We start from the raw sequence: 26,903 nt of genomic DNA on the forward strand, positions 1-26,903 counted from the left end.
GCGTCAGCTCTGCCCGTCCAGCACGTAGCCGTATCTCTCGATGACGGCGCGCGCCTCGGATCCCCTGAGGAAGGTGATGAACGCGCCTGCGGCCTCGTTGCCGGCGCCCGCCTTCAGCAGCACCGCATCCTGCCGGATCGGGTTATAGAGCGCCTGCGGCACCACCCAGCGCGAACCGGCCTCGCTGCCGGTCAGTTGTGACAGCGCCACGAAGCCGACCTCGGCATTCCCCGTCTCGACGAACTGATAGGCCTGGGTGATGGTCGCGCCTTCCACCAGCTTCGGCTTCAGGGCGTCGTAAAGGTTCAGCGACTTCATGGTCTCCACGGCAGCAAGACCGTAGGGCGCGGCGGCCGGATTGCAGATCGAGAGCTTTGCAAAGGAGGCGGCCTTCAGCGTCTCCTCGCCCGTCACGACGCCCGGCGACTTGCTCCACAGCACGAGCTTGCCGATCGCGTAGGTGAAGCGGTTGCCCGCGACAGCGAGACCCTCCTCGACGAGCTGCTTCGGCCGTGAATCGTCGGCCGACAGGAACACCTGGAACGGCGCGCCTTGCGCGATCTGGGTATAGAATTGCCCGCTCGCGCCGAAGCTGAGCACCGCCTCGTGCCCGGTCTTCTGCTTGAAGAGGGCGGCGATCTCCTTGGCCGCATCGGTGAAGTTGGCGGCCACGGCGACGTTGGTCTGCGCGGCCTGCGCCGATGCGCATGCGAGCAGCAATCCTGCGACGATGGTGATCGAGCGAAGCAGCTTCATGATGAACTCCAGCGACCGGTAATTGCTTCAGCGCAGCCCGATTGCTGCAAGGTGCCGGCCGGAAGCATCCCAGCAATCGGCGTGCCGGATATGCGGTCGCAGTCTCTGGTGCGCGCCTTGCAGGAATGGCGTCAAAAGAGGGGCTTCCCGCCTCTCGCAGCGGCGGGACCGATGATCCGTGTCGGATTCCCGACAAGGCCGTCGACAAGCCGACACCAATGAAGGGAAGCACGACATGGCAACCGCTGCATCGCGCGCCGAACTCGAACGCCTGCTGGAGGACGATGTCCCCTATGGCGATCTCACCACCGAGGCGCTCGGGATCGGCGGGGCCATCGGCGTGATGCAGTTCGCCGCGCGCGCACCGATGGTGCTGGCGCTCGCCGAGGATGCCGCCGCGATCATCGCGCTCGCCGGCTGCGACGTGGAGCTGTTCGCTGCATCCGGCGCGGTGCTGGAGCAGGGCGCCCCGATCCTTCAGGCGCGCGGTCCGGCCGCGGGCCTGTTGCGGAGCTGGAAGGTGGCGCAAACCTTGATCGAGATCTGGTCGGGCGTGGCCAGCGACACCCGCGCCATCGTCGATGCGGCGAGGGCGGTCGCCCCTCATATCCCGGTCGCCTGCACCCGTAAGAACGTGCCGGGCACCAAGCGCTTTGCGGTCGCGGCCATCAAGGCGGGCGGCGCCGTGATGCACCGGCTCGGCCTGTCCGAAACCGTGCTGGTGTTTCCAGAGCACCGCGTCTTTCTCGGCGACCTGCCGCTGTTTCAAGCCGTCGAGCGATTGCGCCGGGCGGCGCCGGAGAAGAAGCTCGTGATCGAGGTGAAGACCGCCGATGCCGCACTAGCCGCGGCGGTCGCCGGTTTCGACGTGATTCAAGCCGAGAAGTTCTCGCCAGCCGAGATAGCTGCATTGGTCAAGCGCATGGCATCGATGGCCTATACGCGCGCTCGTCCGCTCATCGCCGCCGCCGGTGGCGTCAATGCGGCAAATGCCGCGGCCTATGCGGAAGCTGGCGCCGATGTCCTGGTCACGTCCTCGCCCTATCTGGCGAAGCCGAGAGACGTGCAGGTGGAGATTGCGTCAGCCGACGACGGCACACGTGCGCGGCTTATTCTCAGGAAGGATGCAGCCGTTCCGGCATCGACGTAGCAGGAGCCACCTCTCTCCGAGTCGCCACCGCTATTTGGACAGGCTCCTGGTTTCGGGTTGGCCTCCTCCGAGGAGCAGAACGAGCCCGGCAGTGACAATCGCGATGCCGATCCACTCGATGGTTGTTGGAATCTCCGAAAGTATCGGGATCGCCAGCAGCGTTGCACTGGCCGGTACCGCCGCAGCCAAACCGGCCGAGGGCGTAGGACCGAGAATCCTCACGGAAATTGAGAACAGGATGACCGCCAGGAAACCGGGGCCCAAGCCCTGGAAAGCGGCCTGAAGCAGTATCGTCGGCCACGGTGCATCCTGCATGGTGGAAGGAAGAAAGAAAAACCAGACCGGCAGGAAAAGCAGCGCGTTCGGCACGCTGACCAGGACCAGCGCCTGGCGCGCCTCGATCTGCCAGTGCTTCACGCCCACAAAGTAGATTGAAAGCACAGCTGACGCCGCGAGGAAGAACCCGATGGCCGATGCCACGCTGTTGCCGCCGGCACGCATGCCCGGAAGGGCAACGAGCACTGCGCCCACGAGCAGGATGAGAACTGCAACGAGTTGCTGCCAGGACGGCACGCGCCCCGCGAAAAGCAATCCCAGCAGAATGGTGAAGATCGGTAACGAGCCGTTGGCGAACGCTCCCCCATACGCTGCCGACGCCCCCTTCAACCCGAAGTACATCAAGATGCTGTACACCGCGCCGGGGCCGAAAATCGACATCGACAGAATTGCTTGCAGCGGCAGGTGACGCGGCCACCAGGCCTTGGCGAACGGAAGAACCAGGGCGCCGGTGACCATGAACCGAAGCGCCGTCAAATCGAAGGGTGTCAGGCCGGATTGCATGCCGGCCCTCGAGAAGACGAGAAAGCCAGACCAGATGCAGAATACGCCGGCTGCGCTCAGGAGTCCGAGAATGCGCTCGTTCGATTGGGCTGCTGGAGTCAAGCCGGTGTCCGATTGCTTGAGATATCTTCACGCACCTAAAGCACCTGTGAGTTTCAAATGCTCTTCGCAACACGATCATCAAAGATGACGCCATGGTGATCGGCCATTCGCGAGAATCAGAGCGGTGCTTTGAACTCTAATCGGGGCGAGCCGCGAAAAGCGAGGAGTTTGCGCCTCGACAAAGAGGTCAGCGGCCTGGTTTTCCGCGCCTTCGCACTCGTGCGGCTGCTGCTCGCGGAAATCCTGACGGTTGCCGGCTTCGGCTTTCCGCATGACCATGTCGGCGGGCCGGACACGCTCCAACGCCAGGAACACTTCCGGCGCCGCCCCGTTAGCGCAGCAACCGTCCGGAGTTCTCCATGACCGACTATCCAAAGCCGCCTTATCCTGCGCAGCAGCAACCGATGCCCGGCTCGACGCGAGCAATGCAGCCCCGGCCGGATCATGGCGAGGAGAGTTACAAAGGCGCCGGGCGGCTTGCGGGAAAGAAAGCCATCATCACGGGCGGAGACAGCGGCATCGGCCGCGCGGTGGCGATCGCCTATGCGCGTGAAGGCGCCGATATCGTCATCTCCTACCTGAACGAGGACGAGGATGCCGCGGAGGTGAAGACGCTGGTGGAACGGGAGGGACGCAAGGTCGTCCTCATCCCCGGCGATATCAGCAATCCCGAACACTGCCGCGCCATCGTGCGTCGCGCTGTGGAGGAACTCGGCGGCATCGACATCCTCGTCAACAACGCGGCGCATCAGGCCACGTTCAAGGACATCGGGGACATCAGCGACGAGGAATGGCAGCGCACGTTCGAGACCAACATTCACGCCATGTTCTATCTGGCCAAGGCCGCGGTCCCCCACATGCGGCCGGGAGCCGCGATCATCAACACGGCCTCGGTGAACTCCGACATGCCGAACCCGAGCCTGCTGGCTTACGCCACGACCAAGGGAGCCATCCAGAATTTCACGGGTGGGCTAGCGCAGATGCTCGCCGAGAAAGGCATTCGGGTCAACGCCGTGGCCCCGGGTCCGATCTGGACTCCGCTCATTCCCTCGACCATGTCGGAGGAAAGGGTCAAGAATTTCGGCAAGCAGGTCCCGATGCAGCGCGCCGGCCAGCCGGCGGAGCTCGCAACCGCCTATGTCATGCTGGCCGACCCGCTCTCGAGCTACACCTCCGGGGCGACGCTGGCCGTCACCGGCGGCAAGCCGTTCATCTGATCGGACGTGTCCGCTAGCGGTGGAGATGAGCGGCGGCGGAAGGAGGATGGCGGCTGCCGCCGCCATCCTTTCGAACAGTCGGCCTCGATCACGCGGCGTTCGACGCCTTGGCGTTGACGCCCTTGCGAAGGGCCACCGTGTTCAGCTTCGTGTTGGCGCCCTTCTCTTCGTTCAGATTGGTGGTGAGGAAGCGCACGATGTCGTCGTGGCCGAGTTCTTCGGCCCACGCGATCAGCGTGCCGTAGCGGCACATTTCGTAGTGCTCCACGGCCTGTGCGTTCGCGACGATCGCGGCGTCGAGCACGGACTTGTCCTCGATCTCCCCGGCGGTCTCGTCGGCTTCCTTGATGAGGCCGTCGATGGCCGGACAATGAGTGCCGCTCGGCTCCTTGCCGAGTTTCGCGAACACCTTGTCGAGGCGTTCGACCTGCTTGTTGGTCTCTTCCAGGTGGGCTTTCAGCCCGGCGACGAGGTCCCTGTTGGTCGCCTTGTCGATCATCTTCGGAAGCGCCTTCAGGATTTGCTGTTCCGCGTAATAGATGTCCTGGAGCCCGTGCAGCAGCAGGTCTTCCATCGATTTGATGTCCTTGGTGAAGAATCCCATAAAAGACGTCTCCTGTTCACAATGATGGCAGTGGAACGCCGTGCGGCCGTCGCTGTTCCATTCCCTGTGCAGATCGGGAGAGCCAAATGAGCGATGGAGTCGATCATCTTGCGAGCCTGCTCGGACGCGCGGCGATGGACGTGTGGGGCGACATGCCTCGCGACATCCAGGAAGCGCTGTTCGAGGCCGCCATGAAGGGACGCCCGACGGAGCGTGAGGAGCTCGCGCGGTTGCTGCACGAGCGGCATCCGCGCACGCTGCATCCGGCCCGGCCAGGCTGATGCAGCGGGTCAGGAACGATCGTGCGAGCTCCTGATTGGTGAATCGGGTAGCGCTTCACGCGGCTCGGATGAGGACCGCGCGAGGCGCACCGCTCGACCCTGTCAATCCGTGAGTCGACCGACGTGACTGAGATAAATATTGGAAAATGGTACGACCCGATTTCGGAGCGGTGGATCGTGCCTCGCCAAACCCGCGCCATTGCCGCCTTCGATCGGTCGAGCGCGGAGGTGCCGGAGACTCGCAAGAGAGAACAGACGCAGCGAATCTGGGATCTGCTGGTCGATTGCTGCGCACGCGGATGATGCTCGTCCTTGCCATGACGCTTGGGACGTCCGACGACCCCTGAGGCTGACTTTGCGCGGGGCAGGTCAGCGTTCACGTCAACCCTGATCTCGACGACGTCCGGATCGGATCGGTATATTACCGCTCCATTGTCGATGCCGCCGGAACAAGGATCAGATGATGGACGATACGATTGGCTTCCCCAACCCGGGTCTCGACCTATCGGGCGGCTTCAAGCCGCACACCTCGCATTGGGGCGTGTTCTCCGCGCGCCAGGGCGCGGCCGGCCTTGAGGTCAGGGCCTACGCGGGCGATCCCGATCCGAACGGCATCATTGACAATTTTCCCGGCGCGCTCCGCCATCAGGCGCGCATCGCCCAGCCGGCGGTCCGCCGCGGCTGGCTGGAGCGCGGTCCGGGCCCCGACGATCGGCGCGGCCGCGACGAGTTCGTCTCAGTCAGCTGGGAAAGGGCGCTCGATCTGCTCGGGGACGAGCTCAGCCGCATCCGCGACACGCGCGGGCCGGGCGCCGTGTTCGGCGGCTCCTATGGCTGGTCGAGCGCCGGCCGCTTCCATCACGCCCAGAGCCAGGTGCATCGCTTCCTCAACATCGCGATGGGCGGTTACGTGCGCTCGGTCAACTCCTATTCATCGGGTGCGTCCTCGGTGCTGCTGCCACAGATCCTGGCCGGCTACGAGGATATCACCAAGCGCAACGTCACCTGGGAGCAGATCGCTGATAACACCGAGATCGTGCTGGCATTCGGCGGCATGGCGCTGAAGAACTCCATGGTGGCCGGCGGCTCGATCAGCAAGCATGTCGAGCGCGGCGCCATGGCGGCGGCGCGGGCGCGCGGCTGCGAGTTCGTCCTGGTCAGTCCGCTGCGCGACGATCTCCCGGTCGAGGCCGGCGCCGAATGGATGACCTGCATCCCCGGGACCGATACGGCGCTGATGCTCGGCATCGTGCACACGCTGGTCAGCGAGGACTTACACGATCAGGCCTTCCTTGATCGCTACACCGAGGGCTGGCCGGTCTTCCTGCGCTATCTCACCGGCGAGAGCGACGGGCAAGCCAAGCATGCCGAATGGGCCGCCGCAATCTGCGGCGTCGGGGCGGATGCGATCCGCAGGCTGGCGCGGCGTCTTGCCGGACGGCGGGCGCTCATCACCGTCTCCCATTCGCTTCAGCGCGCCGAGCATGGCGAGCAGCCGGTGTGGATGGGCATGGTGCTGGCGGCAGCCCTCGGCCAGATCGGCCTTCCCGGCGGTGGCTACGCCTATTCGCTGGGTGCGATCGGCTATTACGGCCGCCGCGTCAACGACGTGCCGGGGCCGACGCTGGGTCAGGGCCGCAACGGTGTTGCCGATTTCATCCCGGTGGCGCGCATCGCCGACATGCTGCTCAATCCCGGCAGCACCTATCGCTACAACGGCGAGACGCGCACCTATCCGGACATTCGTCTGGTCTACTGGGCGGGCGGCAATCCCTTCCATCACCATCAGGACATCAACCGCTTGCGCAAGGCATTCGCGCAAGTGGACACATTCGTCGTGCACGAGCTCGCATGGACCGCCACAGCCCGTCACGCCGATATCGTGCTGCCCGCGACGATGACGCTGGAGCGCGAGGACATCGGCTATTCCACCAACGATCCCCTGATGGTCGCCATGCACCGGATCGCCGAGCCGTTCGGGCTCGCGCGCGACGACTACGACATCTTCGCTGATCTCGCCGAACGTCTCGGAGCGCGCGAACCTTTCACCGAAGGACGCACATCGCGGCAGTGGCTAAAACATCTCTACGAGCCGACTCGCGCGTCGCTGGCCAAGCGCGGCCTCGAAGCTCCTGATTTCGACGCGTTCTGGGCGCGCGGCAGCCTGGTCGTGCCCCAGCATCCAGATGACGGTGGCCGGCTGCGCCGCTTCCGCGACGATCCGGTCAATCACGCCCTGCCGACGCCGAGCGGGCGGATCGAGATCTTCTCGGCCAAGATCGCAGGCCACGGCGATGCGGATTGTCCCGGCCATCCGGTCTGGCTCGACAAGACCGATACGCCCAGGCCCGGCGCGCCGTGCTTCCTCGTCGCCAACCAGCCGGCAACACGCCTGCACAGCCAGCTCGATTTCGGCGGACATTCGCTCAGCTCGAAGCATCGCGGCCGCGAGGTCGCGCGCATGAACCCAGTGGATGCGGACGCGCGCGGCATCAAGGACGGCGACATCATTCGCCTGTTCAACGAGCGCGGCGCGTGCCTCGCCGCGGTCCACGTCACCGACGGCATCGCGCCCGGCGTGGTCCAGCTTTCGACCGGCGCCTGGTACGATCCGATGGATCCCGAAGACGAGGCGCCGCTCTGCGTCCACGGCAATCCGAACGTGCTCACTCGCGACATCGGCACCTCCTCACTGGCGCAAGGTTGCACCGGCCAGCTGACCATCGTGGAGGTGGAGAAGTTCACCGGCAATCTGCCGCCGATCCGGGCGTTCGATCCGGTGTAGGGGCGTCAGTATTGCGCTTTCGTGCCCCGGACGCAGCGGAGCGTCTCTTCGACGATGCGCTGCAGAGCCGGGCCCATCTCACCGCAAGCTACCGTGGAGCGTTCTGTTGGGGCGGACGGCTCTGCGACGCAACGCTCGCACGTTGCAGCTCGTCCGGGACACGGACTTGCAGCGGCGAGATCGGGAGCAGCAAACAAGTTGAGGCACGCGCCTCGGGATTCCCGTCGTCCGTCGCCCGCCGGATCAGCTATGCAGCGGCGCTGGCGATCCAGTCCCGCTCCGGAGACGCGTGCCGCCTCGGCCGCGCTTCGACCTCGCGCTGTCCGTCCACGTTGGCAAGGCGCCAGCGCGCCGGAGATTGACCGCTGATGCGCTTGAAGACGGTCGAAAAATGCGCCTGCGTGCTGAAGCCCACCGCGAGCGCGATATCCGCCAATGGCCGCTCGGTGGTCGCGAGCAGCGTCTTGGCATGCTCGACCCGCTGCGTCAGCAGATATTCGCGGGGACGATAACCGGTCGCGGCGCGGAATTGTGCCGCAAAGTGCATCCTGGACAGGCCGGCGACATTGGCGAGCTCGGACAGGCTGATGCAGCGGTCGAAATGATCGGCGATGTGCTGCTCGACGCGCCGCAGCCGCCATTTCGGCAAGGCATTGACCTTGACGCGCGGCAGCTCCATCCGGGTGAGATGCATCGCCAGGGTCTGGCCGATGCAGCGCGTGAACTGCAGGTCCGCGGCGTCACCATGTTCGATCAGCGCCTTGGCGAGCTCCGCAGCGAGCGGATCGCGCAACAGCACGAGGTCATTCAGCCCGTCGGCGTGCGCCGGAAGATGGTCCGTGGAGATGTGGACGTGCAGGAAGGCGCTCGGCGACTGGAATTGTGCGCCGAGAGGCTTCGACGGCGCGGTGACATACAGCGACCCCGCCGGCATGGTCCCTTCGAAGATGATCCGGCCATCCCGTATCAGCTTCGCGCGCGTGGTCTTCAGGGCAATGCCGACGAAATAGCGGTCATCCGGCGTCGTCGTTTCGTGCGACGAGGTGCTCCGCGGGTCGTCCCATCGCGAGATCGTGATCTCCTCGATCATGCTCTCCTGAGTGCGATCGATCTGACGCCACCGGCTCTCCCGGGCGATCGCCTGTGTGGGGCGAAGACCCTCATGATCCCGCGGGGCGGCCGGAAATTCAATCCAGGCATGCGCCGCGTGCAAGTTGCTCGACATCGTCGTCCTCTCCTGGTTTCGCCGCAGCTTGCAACGACCGGCAGGCGCGCAAACCAATGCTTTCCATGCTGAGAGGATAGACGTGAGCTGGCGAGGACGCCCGTTAGGGGTGATTAGGATCTGTTAGATTCTGTGGGTGTGCATCAGGTGTGACAGCTCGTCGCAGTGGGCTGACTAGGACCAATTTGTCACGCATTTTGCGCGAACCGGACTGGCTTGAGGGGAGCACAAGGCATCGCCTGGCGACCGCCGCGCGGTGCGGGTTGCTGTGCCTTCGCTGGACCGCGTTGCGGCGCCTTGTATAGTCGCGCAACGTTTCGAGGAAGCAGTCGTCAAATGAGCGCGATGTGACCGAGCTTTCGGCAGGACATGGTGGCCGCAGCGGCGACACCGGGCCGATTCTTGATCTCGATGCCGTCTCGTTCGGACCATTTTCGCTGCGTTCGCGGCTGCTGGAGAAGGACGGCGTGCCGGTCAAGCTCGGTAGCCGGGCGATGGACATTTTGCGGCTGCTCGTCAGCCGTGCCGGCGAGGTGGTGCCGAAGAACGAGATTCTCGCCTACGCATGGTCGGGCCTCTCCGTCGAGGAGATCAGCCTGCGGGTCCATGTCGCGGAGCTGCGCAAGGTGCTCGGCGACGGCAAGGATGGCGCCCGCTACATCACCAACATTCCGAGCCGGGGCTATTGCTTCGTCGCGCCCGTGCGGCGTGGCGAACGCGCAGAGCCGCCTGTGACCGCGTCGCGGTTGCCCGAAACGTCAGTCTTGCCGCCGTTTCTGCCGCGTCGCCTGGACCAGATGGTCGGGCGGGACGACGTCGTGGCCGAGCTGTCGAAGCGCCTGCTCCGCGATCGCTTCGTCACGCTGCGAGGGCCGGGTGGCATCGGCAAGACCACCGTTGCGGCCGCGCTCGCGCATGACATGCGCGACAGATTCGAGGGAAACGTCCATTTCCTCGAATTCGGTCCGCTGCAGGACGCCGCGCTGGTCGCGAGCACGGTTGCCGCCGCGCTTGGTCTCGTCGTGCATCACAACGATCCCGCAGGCAGCATCGTCAATTTTCTGCGCGGGCGACGGCTGCTTTTCATTCTCGACAGTTGCGAGCACGTCATCGACGAGGTCGCACGTCTCGCAGAAGCCATCTACCGTGAGGCGCCCGGCGTCGCCATCCTGGCAACCAGCCGCGAGTCGCTGCTGGTGGAGGGGGAGCGGATCTTCGAACTCGCTCCTCTGCCTGGTCCGCCGCAGAACGCTCGGCTCAGCGCCGGTGAGGTGCTGGGTTATCCGGCAGCGCGTCTGTTCGTGGACCGTGCCGTCGCGGCGGGCCATCGGGATGCCATCACGGACGAGGATGCCGAGGTCCTGGTCCGGATCTGCGGCAAGCTGGATGGCATCGCGCTCGCGATCGAGCTGGCTGCCGCGCGCGTCGGTCTCTACGGACTGCGCGAGATGGCGGCGCTGCTCGACAGCCATTTGCAGCTCGAATGGCGCGGGCGGCGAACGGCGCCGCCGCGCCAGCAGACGCTCGGCGCCACGCTCGATTGGAGCTTCGGCCTGGTCGGCGAGAGCGAGCGCATCGTGTTCCAGCGCCTCGCCATCTTCGCGGGTCCCTTCACGTTGCAGGGCGCGATCGCGGTGGCTGCCGACGCGGCGACGGCGGAGGATCGCGTCGTCCATGCACTGGAGCAACTCGTCGCCAAGTCGCTGGTGTCGGCGCAACCGGCCGGCGCGTCGCGGCGCTATCGCCTGCTGGATGCAACGCGTGCCTATGCCATGCAGAAGCTGGTCGGTGGCGGCGAGGCCGACCCGATCGCGCGCCGGCACGCCCTCTATGTTCAGCGCACGCTCGAAGCCGGCATGACGGAGCCGGTTAGCCGCGACCAGGCGTCCCGCGCGCAGGAGCGGGCCGGCCTGCTCGCCGACGCCCGCGCGGCGCTGGCATGGAGCTACGCCAATGTCGACGGCGCCGGCCTGCGCGTTCCGCTCGCGGGGAGCTGCACGAGGCTGTTCGCCGAGCTCAGTTTGCTGAACGAAGCGCGCATATGGTCCGAACGGGCACTCGCAACGCTTGGTGAGGCCGAACCGAGCGACAGATGGGAGCTCGAGCTCCAGTCGACGCTCGGTCATGCCCTCATGTTCACCGAGCGCAACAGCGAGCAGGCGGAAGCGGCGCTCAGGCGTGGGCTGGAGATTGCGAAGGCACTCGGCGACCACGCCAATACCTTCCGGCTGCTGTCGCGGTTGAACATGTTCTACCGCCGGACCGGCGGCTATCGGCATCTGGTGGCGACCGCGCGTCACGCCGAGCGGATTGCCCACCTGATCGGCGATACCGCAGGCGTTGCCGGCAGCAAGGCACTGCTCGGCGTGTCCTATCACCTCGCCGGGGACCAGCTCGAGGCGCAGGCCCATCTCGACGAGGGCCTGCGCGACGACGCCGCGCTGCGCGGCATCCAGCCCGGACATTTCGCCTATTCGCGCACGCCGCAGATTCCGCTCGCGCGCGTGCTATGGCTGCGCGGCTTTCCCGACCGTGCGCTCGAATGCATCCGCCCGCTCGTCGGCGCGTCAGCGCCGCGCGACGTGGTCATGCATTGTATCGCATTATGCTGGTCCGCCTCGGTGTTCGGCTGGGTCGGCGACTGGTCCTCCGTCGAGGCCATGACCGGTCGCCTGGCGAAGCATGCGAACCTGCACGGGCTCGTTCCTTACGAAGCCGTCGCGAGCGGCTTTCGGGCGCAGGCCATGATCGCCCGCGGTGAGGTCACCGGTGGCATCGACCTGTTGCGGACTGCGCTCCCGCGCCTGCATGCGGATCGCTACGAACTCTACGCATCGGCGTTCGCAGCCGATCTGTCCCGGGGATTGGCGGCACTCGGACGGCTGCCGGACGCACAAAAGGTGCTGCACGAGACCATTGCGCGGATCGAGCAGGAAGGCGGCGCCTTCGATATGCCGGAGCTGCTCCGTCTGCGGGGCGAGCTCGAGGCGCATGGCGCAGACCTCGCAGCTGCCGAGGCAAGTCTGGTCGCGTCGGCGACGCTCGCCGAGCGCCAGGGCGCATTGTCCTGGCGGTTGCGAACCGAGATGTCGCTGGCGCGGCTGCGAGACCGTCAGGGTGTGCCAGATGCGCTCGAGCGGCTCGCCAGCACCTACGCCCGATTCTCCGAGGGGTTCGAGACCGCCGATCTCAGGGCGGCACGGCTGATGCTGGATCAGCCGGCCTGATTGTGCGCGGTCCGAAATCCGAGGCCTAGTCCTTGTCCTTATCCAGGCGCGCAAAGAAGTCGCGAACGAGCGCGGCGATTTCGTCGGTGGCTTCATCCAGCGCGAAGTGGCCTGCCTCCAGAATGTGAACCTCGGCATCCGGCACGTCGTCGCGATAGGCTGTGGCGCCGGCGACGGTGAACGATGGATCGTATTTGCCCCAGACCACCAGCGTCGGCGGCCGCATCTTGCGCAACCAGTCCTGCCATTTGGGATAGGAGGCGACGTTGGTCCGGTAATCCAGGAACAGCGTGGCCTGGATCTCGGCCTGGCCGGGACGCGTCAGGAACGCGTATTCGTCGCCCCAGGTGTCGGGGTCGTACCGTTCGGGGTGCGGGCTTGAGCCGAGATGCCGCTGACGCGTCGCCGCCAGCGAGGTGAAATTGGCCTTGAGCGCCTCGAGCTCGTGTGCCGGGTCGGCCCAGTACCTGCGACGCGCTTCCCAGAGCGGGCTCAAGCCCTGCTCGTGCGACACCGCATTCTGGATGATGATTCCGCGGACACGTTCGGAATGCGCCAGCGCCATGCGGAAGCCGACAGGACCGCCGTAGTCCTGCATGAACAGAACATATTTGCCGAGACCGAGCTGCGTCGTGAGCTCTCCGATCACGCCGGCGATGTTGTCGAACGTATAGGTGAAAGCGGACGGCGGCGGCGCGCTGCTGTTGCCGAAGCCGGGATAGTCAGGTGCGATCACGTGATATCTGTCGGCGAGCAGCGGCAGCAGAGGTTCCCACATCCGCGACGAGGAAGGGAAGCCGTGCAGGAGCAGCACGGTCGGTGCGTCGGCGGGACCGGCCTCGCGGTAGAAGATCTCGAGGCCCTGGATATTGACGGTGTGATAGCTGATCGAACGCCGGCTCGATCGGAGGTCCTGCGCCGAGGCGTGCGCAGTCGCGCAGGCCAAGACCGCCGAGAGGGCAAGGGTAACTGGAACCTTCATGTCATTGCTCCGGTGGCACACGCGTCGTTGGTTGCTCGCGCGTGCAATCTGCACCGGATGCCGTCGGTTGGCTCGTTATGTATTGTTAGGCGTTGAGAGGCAGAAGTGGTCGCCGCTCCCGCGGGTGCTGCTCGTCTCTACTCGAAGACGGCGTCGAAGATCTCGACGTCCATCAGCACGGGCCTGGCGATGACCGTTCCGTCAGGCTGCAGCGTCTGCATGCGTCGAAGTGTCGGCACGACGATGCCGCAGAAGCTGTCATGAGCCCAGGAGAAGTGTGCAACCTTGTTTCCGAAGAGATCGTGGTCCGTCCGCCGTTGCAGGGCGCTTTCGTCGAAATAGAAGATCTGTTCAGGCGCGAGCGTGATGAGGTGCGGGGGGAATTGTGCCCTGAGCCGCCGCCACGTCTCGGCGCCCTCGCGCCAGGGCGGCAGCTCCTCCACCGCGACATCGGGATGGGCGAGCAGGAAGGGGCTGGTCAGATAGTTCCAGATCGCGACGCCGCAGAAGAAGACCAGATGCATTTCGTCCGCAAGCGCAGGCGAGCCGGGCTCGGTCAACGCGAGGCTCGGGTTGTTCCAGGTCCGCAGAACTTCACCATCCAGGCTCTCGATCGTGATCGCATCGGGTTGAAAGGAGCCGGAGTGTTCGCCCCCGGTGATGCCGGTGAACCGGAGCGATTGCGCGCGGGTCGAGCCTTCCGCGGTCACGTCCTTGAATTCCTTGGCATGTCCGGCGCTGGAGAACAACGATCCGCCGACGGAAAGGTGGAGCGTAAACCGGTTCAAGCTGTTCCAGTGGGTCAAGCCGCCGCTGGCATCCATTACGTCGTCAAGAAGCGCCATGTCCCGCCATATCCACCTTGAAGTGTCGCCACCATGGCGGGGCGCAGGCGGCTTGGCGTGTTAGAAGTTGTTAGGAGTTGCGAGCAGGCAGTTTGGCGGTATGCCGTTGAAGATGCTGTCAATTCAGCGTGCCCAGCAACTCCCTTGCGGCGGCCAGATCGCGGGTCTGGAGCCCCTCTTGGTAGCGCGCGACGAGCGGGGCGAGCAAGTCGCGTGCGTCGCCGCCCTTTCCGGCCTCGCGCCAGATGCGGCCGAGGCTGATCGCGCCCCGGAGCTCCCAGCCGACTGCGCATTGGCGCTGCGACAGATCGAGCGATTGACGCAAGCAGCTCTCGGCCTCCACCGCGCTGCCCGATCGGGCGAGGATGTCGCCCTTGACCCTGAGCATCTCCGGCATGTCGAAGGACTCCCCATGATCGGGAATCTGGGCGATCGCCTCGTTGATCGTCCGCAGGGCTTCGTCGGGCTGATTCTGGGACGCGAGACCCTCCGCGAGCGTCGTCGCGAACACGGTCGTCATGATCCGGTGCCGGGCCGCGTGCAACGTGGCCTGACTGCGGCGAAGGTGCTCGATGCCTGCGGCAACGTCGCCGCGGCGCAGCAGCAGCTCGCCCTTCTGGCCGATGCCGACCGCGTGATAGGGCCCGAGGAAGTGCCGCGCCGAATGGTCGATCAGCCGCTCGATCAGGATTTCGGCGTTGTCCCAATCGCCGACCCAGAGGAACACGTAAATCGTCCAGATCAGGGAGATGCCGAGGGTCAGCGGCTGTTCGAGCAGCTCGGCCTCGCGAACCGTGTATCTGGCGGCCTCGATCGCACGCTCGGGCCGGCCGGTGAGCCAGAGTCCGCGCGCCAGCGCCACCAGCGCGACGATGCGATCGTCATAGCCGAGATGGCCGATGTTCAGCCGTTGCGAGCCGGGATTGTGCACCATCGCGCTCTCGCAGAACCGAACCGCCTTGTCCTGGTTGCCGATCAGATGATGCGCCACGCCGAGCATCCATTCGACGTTCAGCGTGGCGGTGGGATCGTTCAGCTTTCGCGCGACGCTCTCGCCCTGTTCGCCGATTCCGAGCGCGCCGTGAAAATCTCCGACCCTGGTCAGGTAGATGTGCAATCCGCGCAGCAGCCAGAGCTGCCAGTGCAGGTCCTCGAGCTCCCGGGCAAGCTGGAGACTGCGCGTGAAGGCCGACCGGACCCCTTCGTTGTTGCCCTGCGTGAACATCACGGAGACGCCGAGCGCGGCCTGCAAGGTCATCTCCTTCCGGCTGTCCGCACCGCGCGCATCCGGCGACGCCAGCGCCTGCCGGGTCCAGCGGTAGCATTCCGTCAGCAAGGTCAGTTCGAGGAAGAACTGCGCCGCCGAGGCCGCCAGATCCACGCCCATCGTCCGGTCGCCGCTCTCCGAAAAGCTGAAGGTCAGCGCGGCCCTGACATTCGGCAAATGGTCGGCATAGGGAAGGAAGCCGCCGGCGCTCTGCATGCCCGGGGATTTGAGGGCAATGTCGTGCAGGAAGTCGCGGAAATATTCGGCGTGGGCACGTGCGACGCGGTCCGCTTCCCCGTTCTCGACGAGCTTGCCCGCGACGAAGGCGCGGGTGGTGTCGAGCAGGCGATAGCGCAGTCGCCGCTCCGCGGGCGAGGTCGCGATCAGGGATTTGGACAGCAGGTTCGAAATCGCCTCGACGGCTTCGGGCTCGCCGATGCCCTGGCAGGACGCGACGGCAAGCGCGGCCTCCAGCGTGAACGGCCCGACGAACACCGACAGGCCGCGCAGCGTCGCGCTTTCGGCCGGCGGCAGCAGGTCGTAGCTCCAGGCCAGCGCCGCGCTCAACGTTTGATGCCGCGGAATTGCGGTACGCCGTCCCCGCCACAGCAGCGAGAAGCGGCTGTCCAGCAGCGAGGCGGTGCCGGCAATGCCATAGGCGTTCACACGTCCGGCCGCGAGCTCGATCGCGAGCGCAATGCCATCCAGTCGCCGGCAGATCTCGGCGACGAGCGGCGCATCCTCATCGCGGAGTTCGAATTCGCTCAAGCTCTCGGCAATGCGTTCCACGAAGAGCTGACTTGCGGGATAGGCAAGGATGTCAGCAATGCCGAGGCCGTCGCGTTCCGGCGGGCAATCCAGCGGAAACAACCGATGGATGCGTTCACCGTCGGCGCGAAAGGATTCCCGGCTGGTGGCCAGGATATGCAGCTGCGGCGCCTCGCGGATGAGGCGCTCGGCCAAAGGGGCGAGTTCGTCGAGGATGTGCTCGCAACTGTCGAACACCAGCAGGATCCGCAGGTTGCGCAGGACCGTCAGCAGGCCCGGTATCGGGTCCTCGGAATTGACGGTCAGGCCCAGCGCGGCCGCAATGGTTCCGGGGACGAGCCGGGTATCGGTCAGCGCGCCGAAATCGACGAAGCACACCTGGCCGCCGAAGGCCGTGAGCTCGCCCTGCGCGACGGCGAGTGCGACCGAGGTCTTGCCGATCCCGCCGGGGCCGACGATCGTGACGAAGCGATGCTGCGAAAGCTCGGCGGAGATTCTCTCGACCGCATCGTTCCGCCCGATCATCTTCGCGAGCGGCGAGGGCAGCGAGGAGGGCGAAGCGGCGGGCGGGCTCGTCCGGCTCTCCGATGCTGCGGGCCGGAGCAGCGGAGCCGTGAAACAATAGCCCCGTCCCGGGACGTTGACGACGTAGCGCGAGCCTTCGCCCGCATCGCCCAAAGCCTTGCGCAGCGTCGTGATGTGGAAGCGCAGGCTGCCTTCGTCCACGTTCACGTCGGCCCAGATGCGCTTGATCAACTCCCGCTTGTCAATGACCTCTCCGGCGCGTTCGGCGAGAAAAATGAGGATGTCGAGCGCACGGCCGCCGAGGGGAAGCGGGGCGCCGTCCTTTTCCAGCAGCCGCGATTTCACGAACAGGCGGAACGGCCCAAAGGCTATGACCGAATCCTGCTCGTTAGTGTCCGGCACGGGCCAACAATTCCAGTCAATGAGCTGAAGTGTGCAATTTGATTAGCAGATCGAGGCGTCCAGTAAACTGGCCGAAAGTGGCGAAATCGCGTGGCCGACCGCCGATCGCACCGGGACGTGTGTTGCAAATTTTGCTTAAACGCGAGCGGCTTACGACGCGACTGCGACAATTCGTCAGCGCGCCTGACCCTCGAGGCAGGCGTCCGCCGCGAGATCGCGGGCTCCGCCGATCATAACAGAATCTTGCAACGTCTAACGGGCAAAACGCGCGCGACGCATCCACTATGGCCTTCGAGTGAGATCCTGTTTCAACGGGAGGCCATGATGTCCGGTATCGGCGCTCGGGCGAGCGACCACGTCGTTCGCCCTCAACTCGTCACCAGTCTCGATGATCAGTCGCGTGACTGGGAGCTCGTGCTGCGGGAGTCCCACCATCGCATGAAGAACACGCTGACGCTGCTCGGTGCAGCAGTCCGCCGCGACTTCACGCACGCGAGTAAGAGGGATGTGTCGCTCGCGGTGGACCGCCTCGAGCGGCGCATCGTCGCCTTCGGCCGGCTCTATCAGCTCCTGTCCGACAACGACGATCCATCGGCCATCGCCGTGGAGCCGTTCCTCGAAAAGCTGTGCGGAGCCCTCTCCGAAGCGGTGCTGGAGCCGGCAGGCATCCGCTGCGAAGCCGCGATCGAGAGCGGCAGGCTGCCGTCCGCTCAATGTCACCGGCTCGCACTGATGCTCACCGAGCTAGTCACCAACGCGGCAAAGCACGCTTTCCCGAACCGAAGCGATGCGATGATCCGCATCGAATTGGCGAACCGCGACGGCGCCTGGCTCTGCACGGTGGCCGACAACGGCATCGGTGCGACCGGCCCGCTCCAGGGCACCGGCAGCCGGATCCTCGAAGGGCTCGCACGCAGCATCCACGCGCGGTTGCATGGCGAGGCGGGGCAGGGCGGCACGCGGGTGACGATCGTGATGCCGACTGTCGCATGAAGCCCTTCCATGTCTGCAACCGCGTCTCACATCAGGGAGTTCGACATGACCGCCATCGAAATCGATCGCGAAACCGGAACCAGGCCCTCGACATCGCGCAGCGTTGACCTGAAGCTCGAGGTCGTCGTGATCCCCGTGTCCGACGTCGACCGTGCCAAGGCGTTCTACGCCCGCCTCGGTTGGCGACTGGACGCCGATTTTTCGTCGGGCGAGGACTGGCGCGTGATCCAGTTCACGCCGCCGGGCTCGGCCTGCTCGGTGATCTTCGGCAGGAACGTGACGGTCGCAGCGCCCGGTTCGGCGCGAGGCCTGTACCTGATCGTCTCCGATCTGGAGGTCGCCCGGCAGGACCTGCTCGACCGCGGCGTCGAGGTCAGCGAGCCATTTCACGGTGCCGGCGACGTTCATGCCGGGCCCGATGAGCCGTATCTCTTCGGCAGCGTACGGGTCGGCGGTGCCGACCCGAAGCGCGGCAGCTACAGCTCGTTCGCATCGTTCAGCGACCCCGACGGCAATGGCTGGCTGTTCCAGGAGGTCACGACACGACTGCCCGGGCGCATCGCGGTCGGCGCGACGACATTCGCGTCGACCATCGATCTGGCGGCGGCGTTGCGCCGAGCGGCGACCGCGCATGGCGAGCACGAGACGCGGACCGGCGGACACGACGAGAACTGGGCGGACTGGTACGCCGACTATATCGTCCGCGAGCAGGCCGGCCAGCCGCTACCGTCGTGAATTGCAGGCCAGCCCGCTCCTGACCTTGGCCGATACGGCGCGCGATGACTGACCTCGTCGCGCGCCGTGCCGCATCGATATCGCGTGTTCTGTTGCATCGCGCGGACTCTCAAGGGCTAACGAGGCCTAACAAGCCATAACGAGCAAATCGGACTTGCCCGCGTCAATCTCTGCACAGAACGGACCGATGTTCCGCTCTCGAACCCGATCCCGGGCACCGGTCGAAGCAAGGGAGATCCAAATGACGACGCAAGTCCGCACCGACATCCTCAACCCCGATCGCCGTCAATTGCTGAGCCAGGCCGCGATGGGCGCGGTTGCCGCCAGCGTGTCGAGCCTGCTGCCGCTGCGGCCGACGAGGGCGGCTGCGAACGGCACGATCCGCCCGTTCCACGTGAACGTGCCCGAGGCGGACCTGCTCGACCTCCGCCGTCGTCTCGCGGCCAGCCGCTGGCCGGATCGCGAGATCGTCACCGATCAATCGCAGGGCGTGCAATTGAGGACGGTGCAGGAGCTCGTGCGCTACTGGCAGAGCGACTACGACTGGCGCAAGATCGAAGCGCGGCTGAACGCTCTGCCGCAATTCGTCACCGACATCGACGGCGTCGACATCCATTTCATTCACGTCCGCTCGCGGCACGAGAATGCGCTGCCGATGATCGTCACGCATGGCTGGCCCGGCTCGATCATTGAGCAGATGAAGATCGTCGGCCCGCTCGCCGATCCGACCGCGCACGGCGCCAGCGCCACGGAGGCGTTCGATCTGGTGATCCCCTCGCTGCCCGGCCACGGATTTTCGGGCAAGCCGACGGAGCTCGGCTGGGATCCCCAGCGCATCGCGCGAGCCTGGATCGTGCTGATGAAGCGGCTCGGCTATAGCCGCTATGTCGCGCAAGGCGGCGATTGGGGCAATGCCGTCACCGAGCAGATGGCGCTGATTGCACCGCCCGAGCTGCTCGGCATCCACACCAACATGCCCGCGACCGTCCCCGACGACATCGCCAAGGCGCTTCAGCCCGGCGGAGTGCGGCCGCCGGATCTCTCGACTGACGAGCGCATCGCCTACGACCAGCTCGACGATTTCTACAAGCATGGTCTGGGCTACGCGATCGAGATGTCGAACCGGCCGCAGACGCTCTACGGCCTCGTGGATTCGCCCGCGGGTCTCGCCTCCTGGATGCTCGACCACGACGCACGCAGTGCCGCAATGATCGCGCGCGTTTTCGACGGCAAGACGGAAGGTCTGTCACGCGACGATGTGATCGACAACATCACGCTCTATTGGCTCACCAACACCGCGGTGTCGTCGGCGCGGCTCTATTGGGAGAACAAGCTGGTGTTCTTCGTGCCCAAGCACGTCAAGATACCGGTCGCTGTGAGCGTCTTTCCGGACGAGATCTACGCCGCGCCGCGGAGCTGGGCCGAGAAGGCCTATCCCAGGCTGATCCACTACAGTCGTCTCGACAAGGGTGGACATTTCGCTGCCTGGGAGCAACCCGCGCTGTTCTGTGCGGAGATGCGCACCGCGTTTCGTCCGCTGCGGCAATCGATCTGAAGCGCGAACACATGCATCAGGGAGTACAAGAGATGAACCGTCCCGAACGCAATTTCACGACCGGTGACATCCGACTGGAGCGCCGGCTGCCGTCCTACTGGCGCGTCACCTTCGACATGCCGCCGGTGAATATTTTCGGGCCGAAGCAGCTCCCGCTGCTGGGCGACATCGTCACGGCGATCGAGACCGATCCGGACGTGAAGGTCGTGGTGTTCGACAGCGCCGTCGAAGGCTTCTTCATTACCCACTACGATTTCCTCGCACCGCTGGAAGAGTCCTTGAGCATCCCGCCCGGGCCGACCGGCCTGCAGGCGCTGCCCGACATGCTGGTCCGCCTCAGCCGTGCGCCGGTGGTCTCGATTGCCGCGATCCGGGGCCGCGCCACCGGCGTCGGCAGCGAGCTCGCACTCGCCAGCGACATGCGCTTTGCCAGCCGCGAGAGGGCGATCCTGTCGCAATGGGAGGTCGGCGCGGGCCTCGTGCCCGGTGGCGGGCCGATGGCGCGATTGCCGCGCCTGATCGGCCGCGGCCGCGCGCTGGAAGTGCTGCTCGGCGCAGACGACATCCACGGCGATCTCGCCGAGCGCTACGGTTATGTCAACCGGTCGCTGCCGGATGCCGAGCTCGACGGTTTCGTCGAGGCGCTCGCGATGCGCATCGCGTCCTTCGACAAGGAGGCAATCGCCGAGACCAAGCGCCTCGTCGACGTCGCGAGCCTGCCACCCGATGCCGAGATCAAGCCGGAATGGGATGCGTTCCTGGCGGCGCTCGGCCGGCCTGCGAGCCACTGCCGGATCAAGGCGCTGATGGCGCGCGGCTTCCACCGCGCGGGCGATGTCGAGAACCGGCTCGGTTTCCACGTCGGGCAGATCGGCACCTAGCTGACGGAACCGCTGCGGCGTTCGGCCGGTTGGAACGGTGACGGGCGGTCGTGCCAATGTCGCCTTTCCACCGGTACGCAGCGCCGGTGCTGAAATCAAACAAGGAGAACTGAAATGATCCGCAAGGCAACGGCAGTCTGGAAGGGCACTGGTCGCGATGGGACCGGTCATCTCTCGAGCGAATCCGGCGTGCTCGCGCAGACGCCCTATTCGTTCAAGACCCGCTTCGAGAACGAGAAGGGGACCAATCCCGAGGAGTTGATCGCGGCGGCCCATGCAGGCTGTTTTACGATGGCGCTGGCGTTTGGCCTTCAGATGGCAGGTTTCACGCCGGACGAACTGTCGACGGAGGCCGCGGTGACACTCGAGCCAGAAGGCAAGGGCTTCAAGATCAGCAAGTCTGCGCTGACCCTGCGTGCAAAAGTGCCGAACCTCGATGAGGCCGGCTTTGCGAAGTTCGCCGGCGAGGCCGAGAAGAACTGCCCGGTGTCGAAGGTGCTCAACGCCGCGATCACGCTCGACGCCAAGCTGGGCTAGAGGCACGCGTTTGCTTTGGGTCCACCCGGTTCCAGGAGCCGGGTGGACACGCCTGCAATGCATGTCTTTCGGTCCGGCGGGCGAATGCATATATTTCGAGCGAAAGCATATATATGATGTGCGAATGCAGAGCGGACAGAGCGATCAATTGGGAGCGGACAGATGACGACGGAACGCGCAGTTTTGGCCGGGGGCTGCTTCTGGGGGATGCAGGATCTCATCCGCAAGCAGCCGGGCGTGATCTCCACCCGCGTCGGCTACACCGGCGGGCATGTGAAGAACGCCACGTATCGCAATCACGAAGGGCACGCCGAAGCGATCGAGATCATCTTCGATCCCGCCAGGACCAGCTTCCGCACGATGCTGGAGTTCTTTTTTCAGATCCACGATCCCACCACGCTCAATCGCCAAGGCAATGATCTGGGCACCAGCTATCGCTCCGCGATCTTCTACACGAGTGAAGCGCAGAAGCGGATCGCCGAAGACACCATTGCCGACGTCGAGGCGTCCGGCCTGTGGCCCGGCAAGGTGGTGACCGAGGTCGCGCCCGCTCGCGAGTTCTGGGAGGCCGAGCCGGAGCATCAGGACTATCTCGAACGCTATCCTGACGGCTACACCTGCCACTTCATCCGGCCCGACTGGAAGCTGCCGCGGCGTGCGGCTGCCGCTCAGGGCGTATGATAGTGAGCGTTGGAGAAACCGAACTCTCCACGACGTCATGGCCGGGCTTGTCCCGGCCATCCACGCCTTGCCACGTCGCACAAAGAACGTGGATGCTCGGGCTTTCGCCTCGCCGATGCGGCTTCGGCCGCGCAGGCGGGACAAGCCCGGGCATGATGACCAACTCGTGAACTGCTCCCTCGGCTGCTGCTGGGGGCGAGGCGGCGCCGTCAGTTCCGGAGTTGCGCCATCAGTTCGCGCGCGGTGCGCATGTCGGCGATCTCGGCGCCCTCCGTGAATGATCCGGAGACATTCTTCAGATCGGCCAGAGCTTCGGCACTCCGGCCGGCCCCCATCCTGAGCCGCGCGAGGCTCATCGCGCAGCGCAGCTCCCAGAAGCGCGCGCCCTGCTGGACGGCAATCTCCATGGCCTCGCGAAAGCGTGCCTCGGCGTCCGCTGAATGCCGCGCGCTCCTGAGCATCAACTCTCCCTTGATGCGCATCAACTCAGGCAGATACCAGAGCTCCTGCCGGTCGCTGCAACGGGTCAGGACGTCATCGATGACGTCGAGGCCGCGATCGACCTGGTCGGCTTCGCCAAAGCACGCCGCAAGCTCGCCGAGCAGTGGAAGAAAGCGCGGCAGGAAGCGTGCATCGCCGGCGCGGTTGAGTTCTTCGCGCAGCAGCGGCAGGCCGATCGCGACGTCGCCGCGCTTGGCGACGACTGCCGCATTGAAGGCCCTTGCCCACAGGCCCCACAGCCGGATCGCGTGCCGATCGGTGTGCTCGAGCAGCTCGTTGCCGTGGCGTTCCGCGGCGTCGAGATCGCCGGCCCAGAAGGCGATCGGGCAGGCGGCCTGGCCCAGCACGCTGCAGAAAGTCAGGGCGTGGCCGTTGGCTCGGCCTTCCTCGATGTTTCTTGCCGCCAGCGCCTGCGCCTGGTCGGCGAGGCCTTGAAGCCAAAGGATGCGGGCCCGGAAATATTGCGTCGAGATCCTGAGATCGAGCGGGAAGATCTTCGGCTTCTCCGCCAGAAAGTGCAGCGATGCATTGACCCGGTCGATGCGCTGCCGCGCCTCGTTCTGGTCGCCGAGATAGTGCAGCGCGACGGCCATCAGCCGGTCGCCCAGCATGACGTCGGTCTTGTCGGGAGAGTTCGTCGCCGCGCTCGCAAAACGATCGGCGAACGCACGGGCCTTGCCGAACTGTCCGTTGTTGAACTGGTCGATGCACAGGCCCCAGAGCGCGCGCAGCCGGAAATCCTTGTCGTCGAGCCTGTCCGCCAGCTCGAGAGTCGTCTCAAGGATCGGGCGCGCCTCGCGCGCGCGACCCTCGCCATACATCAGCGACCAGCCGAGTGCCGACAGCAGCTGCATGCGGATGCGGTCGTTGTCCTTGCCGTCTCCGAGCGCCGCCAGTGCCGTTCTGCTGCGTTCTCGGCATTCGGCGAACAGCGAAAGCCGCACCCAGAGGGTGATCGCGGCCGCCGTCAGCGCGATGCCGAGCCTTGCGTCGCCGTCGGGCGAGAAAGCCCAATCCAGCGCGGCGCGCACATTGTCCAGCTCCCCTGCATAGATGCTCAACCATTCGGGCAGCTGTGTCGATGTATCGGCCTCCGCATGCTCGAAGAAATCGCGAAAATGCTCGGCATGGCGCCGCGCAAACGTCCGCGCTTCTCCGAGCTCGTTCAGCTTCCCGAGCGCGTAGGTGCGCGTGGTGTCGAGCAGGCGATAGCGCAGCGTCCGCGAACCGGATGGCGAGATCAGCGATTTGGTGACCAGGCTGTCGATCGCCTCCAACGTCTCCGAGGTGCTGAGGCCCTCGCCGGATGCGACCGCGGCGGCCGCCTCCGGCGCGAACGGCCCGGCGAACACCGATAGTCGCCGCAAGGTGGCGCTTTCCGCCGGAGACAGGAGGTCGTAGCTCCAGTCGAGCGCAGCGGCGAGGGTCTGGTGCCGCGGCACGGCCGTGCGCCGCCCCCGCCATTGCAGCGAAAAGCGGCTGTCGAGCAGGGAGGCCGTTCCGGCGATGCCGTATGCGTTGACACGGCCCGCCGCGAGCTCGATCGCCAGCGCTATGCCGTCGAGGCGCCGGCAGATGCTCGCCACCAGCGGCGCTTCTTCAGCGCTGAGCTGGAACGCACCCGAGCTCTGCGCGATGCGCTCGACGAAGAGTTGAGCCGCGGGATAGGCGAGGACCTCGGCGACCTCGAGACCCCCACGCTCCGGCGGACAATCCAGCGGGAACAGACGAAAGATCCGCTCGCCTTCGCTCCGGAACGACTCGCGGCTGGTTGCGAGAACGCGAAGCAGCGGCGCTTCGCGAACGATACGCTCCACGAGCGGAGCCAGCGTATCCAGCACATGCTCGCAACTGTCGAAGATCAGCAGGGCGGGGCCGGTCTTCAGGAATGTCAGGAGGGCCGGCGTCGGGTCCTCCGAGCTCACGGTCAGTCCGAGGACCGAGGCGACGGTGGTCGTGACATGGCCGGCGTCCCGCAGCGGACCGAAGTCGACGAAGAAGACGCGTCCACCGAAATCTGCCGAGCGGCGATGCCCGACCGTGACGGCGACGGCGGTCTTGCCGATGCCGCCCGGGCCGACCACCGTCATGAAGCGATGCACCGTCAATCCGTTCGAAATCTTCTCGATGACCTCCTCTCGCCCAATCATCTTTGCAAGCTGAGCAGGCAGAGAGCGAGGAGGGGAGATCTCGGCTGCGACTGCGGAGGCCGGTGGAGCTGCTTGAACGAACGGCGCGACAAAGCAATAGCCGCGGCCGGGCACGTTGAGGACATAACGGGTCGACTTGCCGGTATCGCCGAGCGCCTTGCGCAGTGCAGCGACATGGAAGCGCAGACTGCCTTCGTCGACATTCACGTCGGCCCAGATGCGCTTGACCAGCTCCCTCTTGTCGATGACTTCACCGGGGCGCTCGGCAAGCAAGATCAGAATATCGAGCGCGCGGCCGCCGATGTGAAGCGGCGCCCCCTCCTTCTCCAGGAGCCGCGACTTTGGAAACAGCCGAAATGGCCCAAAAGAAATGTGCGAGTCGTGATTACTATGGGCTTCCACGTGCCATTGCCCCCTTCACGGGAGTCAAAAGGTATTGGGTTATGATCTAGCAGAACGACGCGTCCAGTAAACTGGCCGAAAGCCGCATGGCAGACAGACCGGCGCAGATGGCTTGGGCTTGTTTCGGCCAGCTAAAATAGAGTCTGTGAAGAAGGGTTTAGGCTGGCATGCCAGGATGATGATCCTTGCCCCCGCGTGCATGGGACCATTTTCCGCCCCTCCCATCCATAATTCGGCGCAGGGCCGCTCACGCATCGACGCGCGACATCTGGCGCTGCTCCGCCGTGACGATCCGCGCCGACAGCGTGACGAGGCCCATCAATCCGGCCAGCAGCCAGAACGCCATGGGCAATCCGCCAAGACGTGCGACGAAGCCGACGCCGGCGGGGCCGATCAGGACCCCCGCGTATCCCGCAGTCGTGATCGCCGCGACCGCAAGCCCGGTAGGCATCACCGTTTGCTGCGCGGCCCGCCGGAACAGCACCGGCACGAGGTTTGACGCACCGAGCCCGATCAGCAGGAATCCGCCGAGGGCGACCGCCGCGACAGGCGCCGTCAGCAGGACCACAAAGCCCGCGATCGCGATGAGGCTGCCCCAGAGCAAGGTCGTACGGTCCCCGATGCGCGCAACGACCGCGTCGCCGCCGAGCCGGCCTATCGTCATGGCGATCGAGAACACGATGTAGCCGGCTCCGCCTTGCGCCTCGGTGACGAGCCCCGCGCCGATGACCAGGAGCGCGCCCCAATCGAGCATTGCGCCTTCGACGAGGAAGGTGATGGCGCCGAGCAGCGCAAGCAGCAGCACCGATCCGTGCGGCAGCACGAACAACGGGCCCTCCTGCACCTGCATTGAGCGAAGCAGGCGCGGCCAGGTCGCAAACATCGCGAGCAGCATCAGGATGGAGCAGATCAACGTGCACGCCAGCGCACCGAGTTGCAACGAGAGCAGCACCGTCATCAGCGCGGATCCGGCGAAGCCGCCGATGCTGAACAAAGCGTGGAAGCCGGACATCAGCGGGCGTCCCGCGGCGCGCTCCACCTCCACGGCGTGGATGTTCATGGCGACGTCGATCGAGCCGAGCGCGGCGCCGAACGCAAAGAGCACCAGCGCCAGAGACGTGGGCGAGCCTGCGATCGCGAGCAGCGGCAGGACCAGCGCGAGCATGAACCCGCTTGCGACGATGATCGGCCTGCTGCCATAGCGCGCACTGAGAACGCCGGTCAGCAGCATCGCGACGACCGAGCCGATGCCGAGGCTGAGCAGGAGCAGCCCGAGGACACCGTCGTCGACGCCGAGCCGCGCCTTCGCGAAGGGCACCAGCGGCGCCCAGCACGCGATGCCGAAGCCTGCGACGAAGAAGGCAAGTCTGGTCGCAAGGCGGGTCGCCGGCCGGTCGGCTGAAGACATGAGAACTCCCGGGGAAGCAGGCAGGGCGATCGACAAGCCCGACGATTGTCGCGACTTTATGTCTGTGGCGCACACGAGGTATCG

Annotated in this window: 21 protein-coding genes; 11 read left to right on the forward strand and 10 right to left on the reverse strand. The window is 65.6% G+C overall.

Annotation, left to right across the window (positions count from 1 at the left end):
- Positions 1-3: 3 nt before the first annotated feature.
- Positions 4-756, reverse strand: a complete 753-nt coding sequence (modA, locus tag EDE08_RS21835) for a molybdate ABC transporter substrate-binding protein (RefSeq protein ID WP_131870866.1) — start codon at positions 754-756, stop codon at positions 4-6.
- Positions 757-991: 235 nt separating this feature from the next.
- On the opposite strand from modA, the gene modD reads away from it, so the two are divergent.
- Positions 992-1,906, forward strand: coding sequence for a ModD protein (modD, locus tag EDE08_RS21840; protein WP_165936087.1), 915 nt, complete (start codon positions 992-994; stop codon positions 1,904-1,906).
- Between the two features lie 30 nt (positions 1,907-1,936).
- Here the strand turns inward: modD and EDE08_RS21845 are convergent, their stop codons facing one another.
- A complete protein-coding gene (locus EDE08_RS21845) occupies positions 1,937-2,848 on the reverse strand; it encodes a DMT family transporter (protein ID WP_131870868.1) in 912 nt (303 codons plus the stop codon).
- Between the two features lie 78 nt (positions 2,849-2,926).
- The gene (locus tag EDE08_RS21850; protein ID WP_131870869.1) at positions 2,927-3,121 is read right to left on the reverse strand and encodes a hypothetical protein; all 195 of its coding nucleotides are present in this window, start codon (positions 3,119-3,121) and stop codon (positions 2,927-2,929) included.
- An 86-nt stretch (positions 3,122-3,207) separates the two neighbouring features.
- On the opposite strand from EDE08_RS21850, the gene EDE08_RS21855 reads away from it, so the two are divergent.
- The gene (locus tag EDE08_RS21855) at positions 3,208-4,065 is read left to right on the forward strand and encodes an SDR family oxidoreductase (RefSeq protein ID WP_131870870.1); all 858 of its coding nucleotides are present in this window, start codon (positions 3,208-3,210) and stop codon (positions 4,063-4,065) included.
- 88 nt (positions 4,066-4,153) lie between these two features.
- Here the strand turns inward: EDE08_RS21855 and EDE08_RS21860 are convergent, their stop codons facing one another.
- Entirely contained in the window at positions 4,154-4,669 is a 516-nt protein-coding gene (locus tag EDE08_RS21860) for a YciE/YciF ferroxidase family protein (RefSeq protein ID WP_131870871.1), read from the reverse strand.
- A gap of 86 nt (positions 4,670-4,755) precedes the next feature.
- Between EDE08_RS21860 and EDE08_RS21865 the strand changes: the two genes are divergently transcribed.
- Positions 4,756-4,950: a hypothetical protein gene (locus EDE08_RS21865; protein ID WP_131870872.1), complete on the forward strand. Its 195-nt coding sequence runs from the start codon at positions 4,756-4,758 to the stop codon at positions 4,948-4,950.
- Between the two features lie 463 nt (positions 4,951-5,413).
- A complete protein-coding gene (locus EDE08_RS21875; RefSeq protein ID WP_131870874.1) occupies positions 5,414-7,735 on the forward strand; it encodes a molybdopterin guanine dinucleotide-containing S/N-oxide reductase in 2,322 nt (773 codons plus the stop codon).
- A 247-nt stretch (positions 7,736-7,982) separates the two neighbouring features.
- On the opposite strand, the gene EDE08_RS21880 is transcribed toward EDE08_RS21875, so the two are convergent.
- Entirely contained in the window at positions 7,983-8,960 is a 978-nt protein-coding gene (locus tag EDE08_RS21880; RefSeq protein WP_131870875.1) for a helix-turn-helix domain-containing protein, read from the reverse strand.
- A gap of 347 nt (positions 8,961-9,307) precedes the next feature.
- Between EDE08_RS21880 and EDE08_RS21885 the strand changes: the two genes are divergently transcribed.
- Positions 9,308-12,187 carry an ATP-binding protein gene (locus tag EDE08_RS21885; protein WP_131870876.1) on the forward strand — a complete coding sequence of 960 codons (2,880 nt, stop codon included), beginning with the start codon at positions 9,308-9,310 and terminating at the stop codon, positions 12,185-12,187.
- Between the two features lie 25 nt (positions 12,188-12,212).
- Here EDE08_RS21885 and EDE08_RS21890 read toward each other — a convergent pair whose 3' ends face one another.
- The 3 genes from EDE08_RS21890 to EDE08_RS21900 form a co-directional block, all read right to left on the reverse strand.
- Entirely contained in the window at positions 12,213-13,169 is a 957-nt protein-coding gene (locus tag EDE08_RS21890) for an alpha/beta fold hydrolase (protein ID WP_131870877.1), read from the reverse strand.
- A gap of 137 nt (positions 13,170-13,306) precedes the next feature.
- Entirely contained in the window at positions 13,307-14,014 is a 708-nt protein-coding gene (locus EDE08_RS21895; protein WP_131870878.1) for a hypothetical protein, read from the reverse strand.
- Between the two features lie 118 nt (positions 14,015-14,132).
- Positions 14,133-16,976, reverse strand: a complete 2,844-nt coding sequence (locus EDE08_RS21900) for an ATP-binding protein (protein WP_131870879.1) — start codon at positions 16,974-16,976, stop codon at positions 14,133-14,135.
- A gap of 324 nt (positions 16,977-17,300) precedes the next feature.
- Here EDE08_RS21900 and EDE08_RS21905 point away from each other — a divergent pair, with 324 nt between their 5' ends.
- The 6 genes from EDE08_RS21905 (at position 17,301) to msrA (ending at position 22,358) form a co-directional block, all read left to right on the forward strand.
- Complete coding sequence (locus tag EDE08_RS21905; protein ID WP_131871023.1) at positions 17,301-17,969, forward strand: sensor histidine kinase; 669 nt, start codon at positions 17,301-17,303, stop codon at positions 17,967-17,969.
- Positions 17,970-18,014: 45 nt separating this feature from the next.
- On the forward strand, positions 18,015-18,704 hold the full coding sequence (locus EDE08_RS21910) for a VOC family protein (protein ID WP_131870880.1): 690 nt from the start codon (positions 18,015-18,017) through the stop codon (positions 18,702-18,704).
- Positions 18,705-18,945: 241 nt separating this feature from the next.
- Positions 18,946-20,259, forward strand: a complete 1,314-nt coding sequence (locus EDE08_RS21915) for an epoxide hydrolase family protein (RefSeq protein ID WP_131870881.1) — start codon at positions 18,946-18,948, stop codon at positions 20,257-20,259.
- Between the two features lie 32 nt (positions 20,260-20,291).
- Positions 20,292-21,140 carry an enoyl-CoA hydratase/isomerase family protein gene (locus EDE08_RS21920; RefSeq protein ID WP_165936088.1) on the forward strand — a complete coding sequence of 283 codons (849 nt, stop codon included), beginning with the start codon at positions 20,292-20,294 and terminating at the stop codon, positions 21,138-21,140.
- Positions 21,141-21,254: 114 nt separating this feature from the next.
- Positions 21,255-21,677, forward strand: a complete 423-nt coding sequence (locus EDE08_RS21925) for an OsmC family protein (RefSeq protein WP_061883511.1) — start codon at positions 21,255-21,257, stop codon at positions 21,675-21,677.
- A 162-nt stretch (positions 21,678-21,839) separates the two neighbouring features.
- The gene (msrA, locus tag EDE08_RS21930; protein ID WP_061883644.1) at positions 21,840-22,358 is read left to right on the forward strand and encodes a peptide-methionine (S)-S-oxide reductase MsrA; all 519 of its coding nucleotides are present in this window, start codon (positions 21,840-21,842) and stop codon (positions 22,356-22,358) included.
- 209 nt (positions 22,359-22,567) lie between these two features.
- Here msrA and EDE08_RS21940 read toward each other — a convergent pair whose 3' ends face one another.
- Positions 22,568-25,411, reverse strand: coding sequence for an ATP-binding protein (locus EDE08_RS21940; RefSeq protein WP_131870884.1), 2,844 nt, complete (start codon positions 25,409-25,411; stop codon positions 22,568-22,570).
- A gap of 247 nt (positions 25,412-25,658) precedes the next feature.
- Positions 25,659-26,819, reverse strand: coding sequence for an MFS transporter (locus EDE08_RS21945; RefSeq protein WP_131870885.1), 1,161 nt, complete (start codon positions 26,817-26,819; stop codon positions 25,659-25,661).
- Between the last annotated feature and the right edge of the window lie 84 nt (positions 26,820-26,903).

Source organism: Bradyrhizobium sp. R2.2-H, from assembly GCF_004346455.1.
Taxonomy (GTDB): domain Bacteria; phylum Pseudomonadota; class Alphaproteobacteria; order Rhizobiales; family Xanthobacteraceae; genus Bradyrhizobium; species Bradyrhizobium diversitatis.